This window comes from Psychrobacillus sp., from assembly GCF_056205495.1.
In genome coordinates this window covers 14,033-28,282 of sequence record NZ_JBAEAP010000279.1, presented here as the reverse complement: position 1 = coordinate 28,282, position 14,250 = coordinate 14,033, and the positions used below count along the sequence as shown (strand labels likewise).

At 37.6% G+C, this 14,250-nt stretch carries 13 protein-coding genes and 1 pseudogene; 10 read left to right on the top strand and 4 right to left on the bottom strand.

Annotated elements, in window-relative coordinates:
- The 3 genes from uvrB to AC06OU_RS08235 form a co-directional block, all read left to right on the top strand.
- A partial coding sequence (gene uvrB, locus AC06OU_RS08245) for an excinuclease ABC subunit UvrB (RefSeq protein WP_475855143.1) occupies positions 1-1,867 on the top strand: 1,867 nt, incomplete at its 5' end.
- A 6-nt stretch (positions 1,868-1,873) separates the two neighbouring features.
- Positions 1,874-4,744, top strand: a complete 2,871-nt coding sequence (uvrA, locus tag AC06OU_RS08240; RefSeq protein ID WP_475855141.1) for an excinuclease ABC subunit UvrA — start codon at positions 1,874-1,876, stop codon at positions 4,742-4,744.
- Between the two features lie 100 nt (positions 4,745-4,844).
- The gene (locus tag AC06OU_RS08235) at positions 4,845-5,966 is read left to right on the top strand and encodes a DUF4097 family beta strand repeat-containing protein (RefSeq protein WP_475855140.1); all 1,122 of its coding nucleotides are present in this window, start codon (positions 4,845-4,847) and stop codon (positions 5,964-5,966) included.
- Positions 5,967-6,030: 64 nt separating this feature from the next.
- On the opposite strand, the pseudogene catA reads toward AC06OU_RS08235, so the two are convergent.
- From catA to AC06OU_RS08220, 3 genes and pseudogenes are all read right to left on the bottom strand, one after another.
- A pseudogene (gene catA / locus AC06OU_RS08230) lies at positions 6,031-6,680 on the bottom strand (type A chloramphenicol O-acetyltransferase).
- A gap of 561 nt (positions 6,681-7,241) precedes the next feature.
- Positions 7,242-7,610, bottom strand: coding sequence for a peptidylprolyl isomerase (locus AC06OU_RS08225; RefSeq protein ID WP_475855139.1), 369 nt, complete (start codon positions 7,608-7,610; stop codon positions 7,242-7,244).
- Between the two features lie 168 nt (positions 7,611-7,778).
- Entirely contained in the window at positions 7,779-8,342 is a 564-nt protein-coding gene (locus AC06OU_RS08220) for an N-acetylmuramoyl-L-alanine amidase (RefSeq protein ID WP_475855138.1), read from the bottom strand.
- A gap of 117 nt (positions 8,343-8,459) precedes the next feature.
- On the opposite strand from AC06OU_RS08220, the gene hprK reads away from it, so the two are divergent.
- From hprK to AC06OU_RS08185, 7 genes are all read left to right on the top strand, one after another.
- Positions 8,460-9,389: an HPr(Ser) kinase/phosphatase gene (gene hprK / locus AC06OU_RS08215; RefSeq protein ID WP_475855136.1), complete on the top strand. Its 930-nt coding sequence runs from the start codon at positions 8,460-8,462 to the stop codon at positions 9,387-9,389.
- Positions 9,390-9,417: 28 nt separating this feature from the next.
- Positions 9,418-10,227: a prolipoprotein diacylglyceryl transferase gene (lgt, locus tag AC06OU_RS08210; protein ID WP_475855135.1), complete on the top strand. Its 810-nt coding sequence runs from the start codon at positions 9,418-9,420 to the stop codon at positions 10,225-10,227.
- A gap of 23 nt (positions 10,228-10,250) precedes the next feature.
- The gene (locus tag AC06OU_RS08205) at positions 10,251-11,189 is read left to right on the top strand and encodes a nucleoside recognition domain-containing protein (protein ID WP_169359768.1); all 939 of its coding nucleotides are present in this window, start codon (positions 10,251-10,253) and stop codon (positions 11,187-11,189) included.
- Entirely contained in the window at positions 11,186-11,842 is a 657-nt protein-coding gene (gene ppaX / locus AC06OU_RS08200) for a pyrophosphatase PpaX (RefSeq protein WP_475855134.1), read from the top strand. The genes AC06OU_RS08205 and ppaX overlap by 4 nt, the downstream gene beginning before the upstream one ends.
- A complete protein-coding gene (locus AC06OU_RS08195; RefSeq protein WP_475855133.1) occupies positions 11,839-12,348 on the top strand; it encodes an acyltransferase in 510 nt (169 codons plus the stop codon). The genes ppaX and AC06OU_RS08195 overlap by 4 nt, the downstream gene beginning before the upstream one ends.
- A 158-nt stretch (positions 12,349-12,506) precedes the next feature.
- Positions 12,507-12,929: a MarR family winged helix-turn-helix transcriptional regulator gene (locus AC06OU_RS08190; protein ID WP_475855132.1), complete on the top strand. Its 423-nt coding sequence runs from the start codon at positions 12,507-12,509 to the stop codon at positions 12,927-12,929.
- Positions 12,930-12,963: 34 nt separating this feature from the next.
- Complete coding sequence (locus tag AC06OU_RS08185; protein WP_169359718.1) at positions 12,964-13,590, top strand: nitroreductase family protein; 627 nt, start codon at positions 12,964-12,966, stop codon at positions 13,588-13,590.
- Between the two features lie 93 nt (positions 13,591-13,683).
- Here the strand turns inward: AC06OU_RS08185 and AC06OU_RS08180 are convergent, their stop codons facing one another.
- Positions 13,684-13,983 (bottom strand): hypothetical protein, encoded by a 300-nt coding sequence (locus tag AC06OU_RS08180; RefSeq protein WP_475855131.1) that lies wholly within the window; start codon positions 13,981-13,983, stop codon positions 13,684-13,686.
- Positions 13,984-14,250: the final 267 nt, after the last annotated feature.

The following is a 14,250-nucleotide window of genomic DNA, read 5'->3' as shown; positions in this document are numbered from 1 at the left end:
GGCCACAGGTACTGGTAAAACCTTTACTATTTCAAATGTAATCCAACAAATTAATAAGCCAACCCTTGTCATGGCTCATAACAAGACACTCGCAGGACAGCTTTATAGTGACTTCAAGGAATTCTTTCCTAACAATGCAGTGGAATACTTTGTCAGCTATTATGTCTACTTTCAACCAGAGGCATATGTGCCACAAACGGATACTTATATTGAAAAAGATTCTAGTATTAATGAAGAAATTGATAAATTGCGACATTCAGCCACTTCCTCATTATTTGAGCGTAAGGATGTCATTATTATTGCTTCTGTTTCCTGTATTTATGGACTAGGAAATCCAGAAGAATATAAAGAAATGGTCGTGTCACTAAGAGTTGGAATGGAAATCGATCGAAACCAACTGTTAAGAAAATTAGTGGATGTGCAATATGAACGAAACGATATTAATTTTACTCGTGGAACATTTCGAGTCCGTGGAGATGTAGTGGAAATTTTCCCTGCCTCTCGTGATGAGAGATGTCTAAGGGTAGAATTTTTTGGTGATGAAATAGATCGAATTCGAGAAGTGGATGCCTTAACAGGAGAAATATTGGGTGAACGGGATCATGTAGCTATTTTCCCAGCATCCCACTTCGTAACACGAGAAGAAAAGATGAAAATAGCCATAAATAATATTCGTCAGGAACTAGAGGAGCAGCTTACTATTCTTCGTAGTGAGGATAAATTATTAGAAGCTCAAAGACTGGAGCAGCGAACGAATTATGATTTAGAAATGATGGAGGAAATGGGCTTCTGTTCAGGTATCGAAAATTACTCTCGTCACTTGACGTTAAGAGAAGCTGGAGCAACCCCTTATACATTATTAGATTATTTTCCGAAGGATTTTTTACTTGTAGTAGATGAAAGCCACGTTTCATTACCACAGGTTAGAGGAATGTTTAATGGAGACCAGGCGCGGAAATCTGTGCTAGTAAATCATGGTTTCCGATTACCTTCTGCATTAGATAACCGTCCGCTCACTTTCCAAGAATTTGAGGGACATATCAATCAGGCTATCTTTGTATCAGCAACTCCGGGACCATATGAGTTAGAACATACACCAGAAATGGTCGAGCAGATTATCCGACCTACGGGATTATTAGATCCTATTATTACAGTGAAGCCGATTGAAGGACAAATAGATGATTTAATTAATGAAATATATGAACGATCTGCTAAAAATGAACGAGTCTTAATAACAACTTTAACCAAGAAAATGTCCGAGGATTTAACTGATTACTTAAAGGAAATTGGTATAAAAGTACAATATCTGCACTCAGAGATAAAAACATTAGAGCGAATTGAGATTATTCGAGAGCTTCGTTTAGGAACGTATGATGTCCTGATAGGAATTAACCTATTGCGAGAAGGATTAGACTTACCTGAGGTTTCACTGGTCGCTATTTTGGATGCGGATAAAGAAGGCTTCCTACGTTCAGAGCGTTCATTAATACAAACTATTGGGCGAGCTGCCCGAAACTCTAACGGTGAAGTTATTATGTATGCCGATAAAATGACAGATTCTATGACAAAGGCCATTAGTGAAACAAAGCGTCGTCGTACCATTCAAATGGAATATAACGAAAAGCATGGCATCACACCTAAAACGATTGAGAAGAAAATTAGAGAAGTAATACGAGCCTCTCAAGTGGCGGAAGACGAAGAAAGCTATGTACAGCAATTAACTAGCGGAAAAGTCTTAACGAAGGAAGAAAAGGGTAAACTATTAGACAAACTCGAAAAAGAGATGAAAGATGCTGCAAAAGCGCTTAACTTTGAACGAGCTGCAGAATTACGTGACGCAATTCTAGAGCTCAAGCTGGAAGGATGATGATTGGTGAAAAACCAAGAAATTAATATTCAAGGTGCTCGAACAAATAATTTAAAAGATATAAGTATTAAAATACCAAGAGATAAGCTTGTCGTAATGACAGGTTTATCTGGTTCTGGTAAGTCTTCTTTAGCTTTTGATACGATCTATGCGGAAGGGCAAAGACGTTATGTTGAATCCTTGTCGGCCTATGCAAGACAATTTCTAGGCCAAATGGACAAGCCAGATGTGGATTCTATAGAAGGTCTGTCACCTGCTATTTCGATTGACCAAAAGACAACAAGTAAGAACCCAAGATCTACGGTTGCAACAGTTACTGAAATTTACGATTACATGAGATTGCTATACGCTCGGGTTGGTAAACCGATTTGCCCGAAGCATGGAATAGAGATATCCTCACAAACAATTGAGCAAATGGTTGATAGACTCGTTGAATATCCAGAAAGAACAAAAATGCAAATTCTTGCCCCGATTGTTTCTGGACGTAAGGGAACTCATGTGAAATTGCTAGAGGACATGAAAAAGCAAGGATACGTGCGTGTTCGTATTAATGGAGATTTAATAGATTTAGATGACGATATAACTTTAGACAAAAATAAGAAGCATAATATTGAAGTAGTAATCGACCGAATTGTTATAAAGGAAGGGATTGCTGCTCGAATAAGCGATTCCTTAGAATCTGCATTAAGACTTGGAGATGGACGAGTTTTAATAGATGTGATGGAGCAAGAGGAACTACTATTTAGCGAGCATCATGCATGTCCCATTTGTGGATTTTCTATTGGTGAGTTAGAGCCAAGAATGTTTTCATTTAACAGCCCTTTTGGTGCATGTAGTGATTGTGATGGTCTAGGGGCTAAATTGGAGGTTGACCCAGATTTAGTTGTCCCAGATAAGAGCTTAACTTTAGAAGAAGGTGCAATTGTTGCATGGCAGCCAACAAGTTCTCAATACTATCCTAAGCTACTAGAAGCAGTGTGCAAGCATTACAAAATAAAAATGAATGTACCAGTCGAAAAATTACCAATTGATCAATGGAACAAAATTATGTACGGCTCGGGTAAGGACAAAATTCGTTTCCGTTACCAAAATGAATACGGCCAAATGCGAGATAATCTAATTCAATTTGAAGGCGTGCTTGCAAATATAGAAAGACGTTATAGAGATACATCTTCCAACTACACTCGTGAACAAATGGAAAAGTATATGGCAGAGCATGACTGTCCTACTTGTAAGGGGTATCGTTTAAAAGAAGAAACAATGGCAGTAAAAGTGGATTCTATGCATATCGGTCAAGTATCTGAGTTTTCCATAGAAGAAGCATATAAGTTCTTTAAGGAATTAAAGCTATCCGAGAAGGATATGCAAATAGCTCGACTAGTGCTAAGAGAAATTGATGAACGTCTGAGCTTCCTTGATAATGTAGGGTTAAATTATTTGACGCTTAATCGTGCATCTGGAACATTATCTGGAGGAGAGGCACAACGAATTCGATTAGCAACGCAAATAGGCTCAAGACTTACTGGTGTACTTTATATTCTAGATGAGCCTTCTATTGGTCTCCACCAAAGGGACAATGATCGCTTAGTTGCAACACTCAAGGATATGCGAGATATAGGAAATACGTTAATCGTAGTTGAGCACGATGAGGACACGATGATGGCAGCAGACTATTTAATCGATGTGGGACCAGGTGCTGGTGTCCACGGTGGAGAAATTGTTGCAGCTGGAACTCCAGAGGAAGTAATGAAAGATAGTAATTCACTAACTGGTCAATACTTAAGTGGTAAAAAGTATATTCCGCTACCTATTGAACGAAGAAAGCCAGATGGCCGTTATATCAAGATTAAAGGTGCGACTGAAAATAACCTGAAGAATGTGAGTGTCGATATCCCGTTAGGAGTATTTACAGCAGTCACAGGGGTATCCGGATCAGGAAAAAGTACATTGGTGAATGAGATTCTTTATAAATCATTGGCACATCAAATTAATCGAGCTAGAACGAAGCCAGGTGCACATAAAACAATAGAAGGAATTGAAATGCTTGATAAGGTAATTGAAATCGATCAGTCTCCTATTGGGCGCACTCCTCGTTCGAATCCTGCAACTTATACAGGGGTATTTGACGATATACGGGATCTTTTTGCCTCAACAAACGAGGCGAAAATTCGAGGATATAAAAAGGGGCGCTTTAGCTTCAATATAAAAGGAGGACGTTGTGAAGCCTGTCGCGGAGACGGTATTATCAAAATAGAGATGCACTTTTTACCAGATGTCTACGTGCCTTGTGAGATTTGTCATGGAAAACGATACAACCGGGAAACACTTGAAGTATTGTATAAAGGAAAAAGTATTGCAGACATTTTGAAGATGACAGTTGAGGATGCTTTAGCATTCTTTGAAAATCATCCAAAAATAAGTCGCAAGATCCAAACAATCTTTGATGTAGGTTTGGGATACATGGAGCTGGGACAACCAGCTACTACTCTTTCAGGTGGAGAAGCACAACGAGTGAAGCTAGCATCGGAGCTGCATAAGCGTTCTAATGGTAAGTCATTTTATATTCTAGACGAACCAACTACTGGATTACATGTAGATGATATAGCGAGACTGCTTGGCGTTTTACAACGCTTAGTTGAAAATGGAGACACAGTTTTAGTGATTGAGCATAACCTAGATGTGATTAAGACGGCAGATCACTTAATCGATTTGGGGCCTGAGGGTGGAGACAAGGGCGGAACCATTTTAGCAACAGGGACACCCGAGAAAATTGCAGAAGCAAAAGGCTCTTATACTGGAAACTATTTAAAGCCTATTTTAGAGCGAGATCGTAAAAGAATGGAAGAAGGCATTAATAAAGCAACAACAAAAAGTTAAAGCCTAAAAAACGTAAGTGAAACCTTTTGGCTCACAGAACGTATAACTAGTAGGAAGATATTTGTAATATACTTTTAAATTTATGAGGAGGCCTTTAACTATGCAAGAAGAGCGTAAACGTATTTTGGATATGGTTGAAAACGGCACGATTACTGCACAGGAAGCACTGGCACTTTTAGAAGAGCTAGGTAAGCAAGCAACAATTGTAACTCCCCCAGTAAATACTCAAAAGTTTGAAGAAGAGAAAAAAACAGAACAAGTTAAACAAGGTAGCGCAGATTTTATCGAGGACTTAAAACGTGATTTTACAATGGTAGGAGATCGTTTTATGCAGTTCATGCAGGGGACTGTAGATAAAATGAAGGATTTCGAGTTTGAAATGAAATTCAATGATCCTGTTACTTTTGAAGAGAAGTTTGTAAAACAAGATGTGCAATTTGACGATATCTCGATTAACCTTACAAATGGTAAAGTGAACATCTTTCCATCGGAGGAGCCATTTGCTCATGCTACGGTGAAAGTCAAATCCTTTAAGAACTCTACAGAGGAAGAGGCAAGAAAGAGATTCCAAGAAGAGTTTATATTTACTACTGAAGGAAACAAGCTACGCGTATATAGCGATATGAAAACTATTTCCGTACAAGTAGCTTTGTTTGTTCCAGAAAAAGAGTATAACCATATTTCTGCTCGTTTGTTTAACGGTGATTTTGTAGCACAAAATCTAGAGGCTAATACATTCAAGATTAAAACAACAAATGGTAAGGTTGAATTAGAAAACAGTAAGTTCCATCGTGCAGATATAGAAACAGTAAATGGCTCTGTTCAGCTTCAACATGTCGAAGGTGACACAGTAGAAGTAGAAACAATGAATGGTCGCATTTATGTTGATGGTAAACTGAAGGAAATTGAAGGTTCATCCGTTAGTGGACATGTTATTTTAACAACGAAAGACAAAGAAGCTCGTAAAATTGAAGGGACAGCTGTAGCTGGCACGGTAGAAATCTATGTGCCTAAAGATATTTCCTTAAAAGGTGAGACTACTACTCAGCTAGGTCGTATCGATGTACAGCTTACAGATGTAACTCAATTAAACCAGTCAGAGCAGGTGCTCAATAAACGTGTTGCTTTCACAAAGGTTGTTGACTCTGAAAAAGAGCCGTTAAGAATATATGGAGACGCTAAAACAGGATCCGTAGTAGTAAGATATACAACAGAAGCATAAAAAAGAAAGACCAAATCGATTAGGATTTGGTCTTTTTTATTGGATTCATTTTTACTATTAATCTTTAAGGCAGCCAATCATGACAATTATTAGCTAATTTCTGTAACTCCTCGAAAAATAGACTTGCGTGGTATCCATCGCAAACTGCATGATGAATTTGTAAGGTAATAGGCAACAATGTTTGACCGTTCTGGTTAAAATATTTTCCACCTGTAATTATAGGTAATAAATAGTCGTTGTCATTATTCATATTAAGGTTAAAACTAGTAAAAGAAACCCATGGAATACTTGATATATTAAAAGTGTTTTTTGGTACATTATCTTTTGAGTCCAGTTTTTTAATATTCTTATATTGCTGTATATCCTCTTGGCAGCTCTTATAAAAGGCACTAAATTCATTAGAAAACACAGTCCATATGCTTGAGAATGTCTTGCTATCCTGATGGAAAATTGTATAACTTGGAATCATTTCATTCCAGTATCCCAAGATTCCCTCCTCATTAAAGCTAAATCTAAATTCTTTATGCGAATTTACTGTACGGGTGACCATGTAAATAAATGCGGGATATAATTAAATCCCTTATTCTGAAGCTGTGTTAGCAATGCTGTGATGTTAATATTTGTTGTTATGCTAAAAGTACATTGTTGACTAATAAAATGATCAAAGTATTCTTTTCTCTCCCAATTCTCTCTATCAATTATATTAAATTTCATTTGATTAACCTCCTATACAATGTGTGTTTTTTAGAAGGTTAATTGGTGTGCTTTAGCCAACACCCTCACCTCTTAAGGAAAATTAACTAAAGATATTCTTTCACTAAACTACAGGAAATTAATCCTTTTAGGGTTAAAGTCACGAATATATGAGACAACATTCAAAGCACAGATTTTCTACTGGGAAGCTCTATATCAAGTAACATTAGTCCAATAATAACTTTAGGAACCGCAATATTATTTAGAGCTTCTTATAACCTTAAAGGACAGGCTCGATAATATAAACGACACAACTATTAGCACCGGAGTTACAACAAAAATGGTTAATAGATCGGTTTGAAGATTCCAGGGTACAAAAGCATTCCAAAATAAGCCCATAAGTCTCCAAAGTGTGGTGAAAATAAATATGGTAAATACAAAATAGATAATCTTTGCTACTACTTGATTCAACTTATCTAACCCCCCCTTTGTTAAGAATGAATACATAATAGGAATTCAAAATACAGGGATTAATAGCTGAATACCCTAAATGACATGGAAAAATTAAAATAAATATTCGATTTAGTCAATTGTAGCATTATCAAAAGGTATTGATTCACCATTCACTGTTACATCTAACACATCATGCTTCGGGTCTGATGTAAAATAATAGGTATGCTGCTTAACAACATCACCCAGATTAGTTACATTGAACTGTATAGTGAACATATCTCCTTGTATATCTAAATCTGATTCAACATTTCCACTTGAATGAAAAACAATATATTTACCCTCTGGATCATTGGTGATGGATTGAAGGGTTAAATTGGGATTGACTTTGTCCTGCACATGATCCGGAACACTTTCAACTTCACTAAAGCTCAATGTGGATGAACTACAAGCAGCTAAAGTCAAGCTGACTAAAAACCCTAATACAAATAGTTTCTTCAAACCTTTCACTCCCTCTGCCTTTTAATTATATACGACCTACACAAATATAGGTTCCATTTATAGATAAAGTTTCCATACGCTAAATCATCAGTATCTATCGTTAGATATCAGCTAACAATATGCCGTATATATAGAACAATAGACAAAAAAGAGGTATAGGGGCAGCCCCTATACCTCTTCTAATTGAAACTTTTTAACCCAAAGTTTTATGCCTGTCGCAATGCCACTGGCACATTTTAGACGGTAATCATCCGTTTGTAGTAGTCTTGCTTCCTCCTGGTTAGTCATGAATCCGCATTCCACTAGAACAGCTGGCATGTTCGTATCCCGTAAAACAGCTAGATCCTTCTTTTTAACCCCACGGTTTTTCCTTTCCACAGAGGTGCAGATAGATTCTTGAATATGATTGGCAAGTATGACAGAATCGGCAGAAGGCTTTGTGTAAGTGAAGGTTTCTATACCGCTAGCGTCGTTCCAGTTAGAGCCGTATGCATTTGCATGGATAGAGATAAATGCTTGAACCTTTAATTTGTTTGCTAGGGCGGTTCGTTCTCGTAGAGGTACATCTTTTTCATCAGAGTGACTAAAAATTACTATTATTCCGAAGTGATCTAGCTCCTTCTTTATTAACCTCGTGACTGTGCTGTTAAACTCATATTCCTTCATTTTTCCATCCGGTGTTCTTTTTCCTGCGGTGTTAGGGCCATGACCTGCATCTAAAATAATCTTCATTAAACTTCCTCCTTTTAATTAATAAATAGGTAGAGAAAAGATAAATGGATACTAATTAAATGTTTATTCATGCTAAAATAAGAACTAAGTTTATCAGAGGATAAAGGAGTGGGAAATGTGTCTCATGTGACGAGTAAAGATATACAAGAGAAATTTAATTTGTCCTTAGTTAGCGGACAAGAGGGTATTGGACGACACATTTCTATCAGTGATATTTCAAGACCTGGTATAGAAATGGCTGGTTACTTTATGCACTATCCTTCCGATCGAATTCAGCTATTGGGGAAAACAGAGGTTTCTTTTTTTGAATTACTAAAGCCGAAAGAGAGAACGGATCGGATGACGAAGCTTTGTGCATCGGACACACCAGTTATTATTGTTGCCCATGGCATGGAAGTTCCTAATGAGCTAATTATAGCATCTAATGAGAAATCAGTCCCTGTTCTTACTACTAGTATGCCGACCACTAGATTCTCAAGCTTACTGACAAATTATTTGGAGAGTATGCTAGCTCCGACTACTGCAGTCCATGGAGTATTGGTCGATATTTACGGAGTCGGCGTATTAATAACAGGTAAAAGTGGTGTAGGTAAGAGTGAAACAGCACTTGAATTAGTGAAGAGGGGCCACCGGTTAGTCGCAGATGATTGCGTTGAAATTAGGCAAGAGGGCGAGGATACTTTAGTAGGAAGTGCTCCAAAATTAATAGAGCATCTTTTGGAAATTCGTGGATTAGGTATAATAGATATTATGACGTTGTTTGGCGCTAGTGCCATTCGCAGCTATAAGCGAATTACGCTTGTGATTGAGCTAGAAATCTGGGATGAAAAGAAAAGCTATGACAGACTAGGGCTCGAGGAAGAGAAGATGGAGATTATCAACACCGCAGTGACTAAACTCACAGTGCCAGTCCGTCCTGGGCGAAACTTAGCAGTTATCATCGAGGTTGCAGCTATGAATCACCGTTTGAAAAGAATGGGTGTAAATGCAGCGGAGGATTTTGCAAAGCGGCTAGATGATGTAATAAGCCAAAATGGAGAATTTTAAATGATGTACATAGTGGAAAGGAGTTTTTATGAATATTCTACAAGCAATTGACCCGGTCGCTTTTTCCTTAGGGCCGCTAGAAGTAAGATGGTACGGAGTAATTATTGCATTTGGAATTGTGCTTGCTTTTATAGTCGGGCAGCGCGAAATGGTAAAAAGAGGGTTTCATCCCGACTATTTAACTGATTTACTACTTTGGGCTGTTCCAATCGCTATTATTAGTGCACGTATTTACTATGTAATTTTTAAATGGGATATCTATAGTCTGCACCCGGAGAATATTATAAAAATATGGGAGGGTGGAATAGCGATTCACGGTGCCTTAATTGGATCGTTTTTAACCGCTTACTTCTTTACGAAAAAAAGAAAGAGCTCATTTTGGAAGGTTACGGACATATTAGCTCCAAGTATTCTAATCGGCCAGCTAGTCGGTCGTTGGGGTAACTTTATGAACCAGGAGGCACATGGAGGAGAGGTAACAAGAACCTTCTTAGAAAATCTATTCCTTCCTAATTGGATCATAGAGCAAATGTATATCGACGGAAAGTATTATCACCCAACGTTCCTTTATGAGTCTGTTTGGAACCTGATTGGTGTTATTATTCTATTGCTGCTTCGTAAGGTAAACCTTCGCCGTGGAGAGATGTTCCTCTTCTATTTAACGTGGTATTCGGTGGGGCGTATCTTTATTGAGGGAATGCGTACGGATAGCCTTTATTTAATAGGAGATTTGCGTACGGCACAAGTAGTGCCACTAGTGACGATTGCAGTCGCGGTTATTATATTTATTTATAGAAAAAAAATGGTTAAGCCAGTGGTGCGTTATCAAGATAAGTAAGAAAGATGGGATCGAGTATGGAAATGGGAACTCTTAAAAGGGGATTGTCCGCTGGTCTAAAGACAACATGGACATTAAGCAAGGTTATCTTTCCAATTACATTAATCGTAGTTATTTTGCAATATACTCCTGTTTTGCCGTGGATTATACAATTTATAGAACCATTTATGGGCTTGATTGGCTTGCGAGGGGAAGCGGCTATTCCTCTTGTTTTAGGAAATGCATTAAATCTGTATGCAGGTATAGCAGGAATTTTGTCATTAGAGTTAACTGTAAAGGAAGTATTTATATTAGCAACAATGTTATCGTTCTCCCACAATATTTTCATTGAAACAGGAGTGGCACTAAAGGTTGGAGTGAAGCTGTGGGTCGTATTACTCGTCCGTTTTGGGCTTGCTATTGTTTCTGCAGTTATTATTAACCTAGTGTGGCAGGGCGGAGGCGAAGTGGCTAAGTATGGAGTAGTTACAGCGACGCAAAGTGTACCAGATGGCTGGCTTGAGATCATATTACTTGGTCTTCAAAAGGCTACCTTTGGTGTGTTGCAGCTTGCGCTAATCGTCATTCCACTAATGGTAATTATTCAATTCTTAAAAGATCGAAACTATTTACAAAAGTTTTCAGAGAAGCTTGCACCATTCACAAAAGTAATTGGGGTGCAGCCAAATGCATCTATGACTCTAGTGGCTGGTCTAGTTATTGGTCTAGCTTATGGAGCTGGAGTAATGATACAGGCAGTTCAGGAGGACGGCGTTAGTAAGAAAGATGCAACATTAGCCTTTATCTTCCTAGTAGCCTGTCATGCGGTCGTGGAGGATACATTAATCTTTGTTCCATTAGGTATTCCAATTTTACCGCTCTTGCTCATTCGACTAATCACGGCTTTTGTCTTGACGATTATTGTCGCTTATATTTGGCGTAAATCAGAACAGAAAAAAACCAAGGAAGTGCTTACGACATGAACGAAGTAACATACAAGGCTTTGCTTTTTGATTTTGATGGCACGTTATTAGATACCAATGAGCTCATTATTGAAAGTTATTTACATATTTTAGGAGATAAATTTCCTAGGAAATATGATAGAGACTCAGTCATTCCTTTCTTAGGGCCGTCCCTTCAGGAAACCTGTGAAGCGATTGATCCTACGCAAACTGATTCGCTCATTTTGTCATACAGAGAGTGGAACTTGGAGCATCATGACCAAATGGTTGCACCATTCGATGGAGTTGTCGAAACGCTTCATAAATTAAAGAATGGCGGCTATAAGCTAGCAATCGTTTCGACTAAAAGAAGAGAAATGATTGATAGAGGACTTCAGCTGATGGGGTGTCAGTCATTATTTGACACGATTGTTGGATTGGAAGATGTTTCTCGTACAAAGCCAGATCCAGAACCAATATTACTTGCTTTACAACATTTGAATGTCTCAAAAGAGGATGCCCTTATGATAGGAGATAATTTTCATGATATAGTGGGCGGACAAAATGCTGGAGTGGACACTGCCGGGGTCGCTTGGTCTATAAAAGGCGAGGATTTCTTGTCCACATACAATCCAACGTACATGCTCCATCATATAAATGACTTACTTTCTATTAAAAAAGGACAGCTTCTATGAGGAAAACAGAGAGATTTCCTGTAAAAGGTGCAAATTCCCTTTGGCATGTATACGATACTGTTCCGTTTTGGAAGGTCATGAAAAACTTTATTTTTATTCAAGCTGCGAGATATTCTCCTTTCTTAAGCTGGAAAAACTTTTTTTACCGTAGCTTTCTACGTATGGAGGTTGGCAAAGAAACCTCCTTTGCTTTAATGGTCATGGTCGATGTGATGTTCCCTGAAAGGATTAAAGTGGGGGACAATACGATTATCGGCTATAACACAACGATTTTAGCACATGAATATTTAATCGATGAATACCGAATTGGTGATGTTATTATCGGAGATCGTGTTTTAATAGGTGCGAATTCTACGATTTTGCCTGGAGTAACAATCGGTAACGATGCCATAATTTCTGCGGCAACCTTAGTAAATGCGGACGTACCAGAGGGCTGCTTTGTTGGAGGCAATCCGATGCGCATTATCTATACAAAGGAAGAAATGCTAGAGCGTAATGCAAAATAAGTATGAACTAAAACTGTACGACTATTGTTAGTTACTAACTAACATGGTCGTCAGTTTTTTTTGTGCGAATCAAAATACTTGATTAATTATTTTAATAAATTATAATTGACGAATCAACAGTTGACTGGTCAAGAGTTCAGTCTGTTAGGAGTGGAAAGATGGCTAAGTCCTTTAAAGAAATAAAACAAACATTACTTATGCGTAAAAGTTTGGATAGGCGCATAGCTCAAAACTTTGAAAAGAAGACAGGTATTAGCCTAACTAGATATGAAATGCTGAACACCATATTTGAACGCGCACAGCTTTCCCAAATAGAGCTACAGCAAACGTTGAAAATAGATCAAGGGGCAATCACAAGACATTTAAAAATACTTGAAGAGAAAAACTTTGTCGTTCGCAATCGTAATAAGCAAAATAATAGAGAAGTCATTGTCCAAATCACGGAAACTGGTATCGCTACTTTGGAAGACTGTGATTTAGGTAAAAATGAATTCATAGACGAATTATTTAATGGATTTACCGATCAAGAGATTCAACAGCTTCAAACACTAGTCAATAAATTGATTGATAACACGAACTAAAAAAATCATTAAAATTTGAAAAGGGGTTTTTTATATGCAAAAAACACATACAACAATCGACCAATTGATTCATGAAAGAAAATCAGTTCGTAAATATAAAGAAAATGTCGTTATTCCACATGAGGATCTTCAAACTTTGTTACAAAAAGCAATTACTGCACCTTCCTCAAGTAATATGCAGCCATGGCGCTTTATAGTTATTGAGGACCAGCAGGTTAAAAAGGAATTGCGCCCAATCGCTAATAATCAAGAACAGGTAGAGACATCATCGGCTATTATCGCTGTACTCGGTGACCTAGAAATGTATAAAAATACAGAAAAAATTTATAATACAAATTTTGAAAAGGGCTATATGAGTAGAGAAATAGCTAATTTCATGATAGAAAGCTCACTTTCTTTATACGGTAATCTTCCTGAAGAAGTCATGAAAAATATTGTTCATTTCGATGCGGGACTTATATCCATGCAGATCATGCTATTAGCTAAGGACATGGGCTATGACACAGTTCCAATGGGCGGATTTGACAAAGTGAAATTTGCGGAGAAATTTAATTTACCTCAAAATGAAATCCCTATTTTACTTATTGCAATTGGTGAAGCAGCAGCCCCTGCTTATGGATCGTCACGTCTTCCTCTAGAACAAATAGTAAGATATATTTAAACAAATAGGGCAGGGTAAAGCCGGCCGCATAATAAAAAACAGTTCCAATTTTACTTCTTGGTAAAATTGGAACTGTTTTTTTGTAGTTTTAAGCTAATCTCTTGTAAAAATTATGATTGCACCAGCTAAAAAAACACCTATTAAAATTATAAGTAAAAGACTAAAAACTGACTGATTTGAAAAATACCTAATAAAAACAATAGGTGTGCCAATCATAGCCAAAATGGAAACAAACTTCATATAGCGGACAACTTTTGGGGAAACCTCAGGTTCTTCTTCGTACATCCAGCGTTTTCCCCATAAAAAGCTTTCTTCAGGGTAGTTATATGTCCAAATGAAGAAAGCATAAAGCGGTATCATAAAGACTATTAAGATGAAGATTTCGCCTATCATTTTGTTTTCCCCCCGGCCAATTAAAGAATATAGATCACCCAAACTAAACTGTGGTTTTACTTTAATACGGTTGAGAATAGTGCAGGTTCCAAATTTAGATGAATTTTACATAAAATGAATGAAACCCTGGGGATAAGTAAAAGTATTTGGAGGAATCCGGTGAAAATGTCCGGGACGAGGCAAAGTGTTGCGTCAAAATAGAAAGTGTTGCAGAAACGGGTAGAAGTGTTGCGCGAAATTCAAAAGTGTTGCGCGAAATTAAAGTGT

What these genes read in the sequence shown, in the direction of transcription:
- AC06OU_RS08180 (WP_475855131.1), bottom strand. Translation starts at nt 13,983, where the DNA reads ATGATAGGCGAAATCTTCATCTTAATAGTCTTTATGATACCGCTTTAT.
- AC06OU_RS08185 (WP_169359718.1), top strand. Translation starts at nt 12,964, where the DNA reads ATGCAAAAAACACATACAACAATCGACCAATTGATTCATGAAAGAAAA.
- AC06OU_RS08205 (WP_169359768.1), top strand. Translation starts at nt 10,251, where the DNA reads ATGGGAACTCTTAAAAGGGGATTGTCCGCTGGTCTAAAGACAACATGG.
- AC06OU_RS08220 (WP_475855138.1), bottom strand. Translation starts at nt 8,342, where the DNA reads ATGAAGATTATTTTAGATGCAGGTCATGGCCCTAACACCGCAGGAAAA.
- lgt (WP_475855135.1), top strand. Translation starts at nt 9,418, where the DNA reads ATGAATATTCTACAAGCAATTGACCCGGTCGCTTTTTCCTTAGGGCCG.
- AC06OU_RS08235 (WP_475855140.1), top strand. Translation starts at nt 4,845, where the DNA reads ATGCAAGAAGAGCGTAAACGTATTTTGGATATGGTTGAAAACGGCACG.
- AC06OU_RS08195 (WP_475855133.1), top strand. Translation starts at nt 11,839, where the DNA reads ATGAGGAAAACAGAGAGATTTCCTGTAAAAGGTGCAAATTCCCTTTGG.
- AC06OU_RS08190 (WP_475855132.1), top strand. Translation starts at nt 12,507, where the DNA reads ATGGCTAAGTCCTTTAAAGAAATAAAACAAACATTACTTATGCGTAAA.
- ppaX (WP_475855134.1), top strand. Translation starts at nt 11,186, where the DNA reads ATGAACGAAGTAACATACAAGGCTTTGCTTTTTGATTTTGATGGCACG.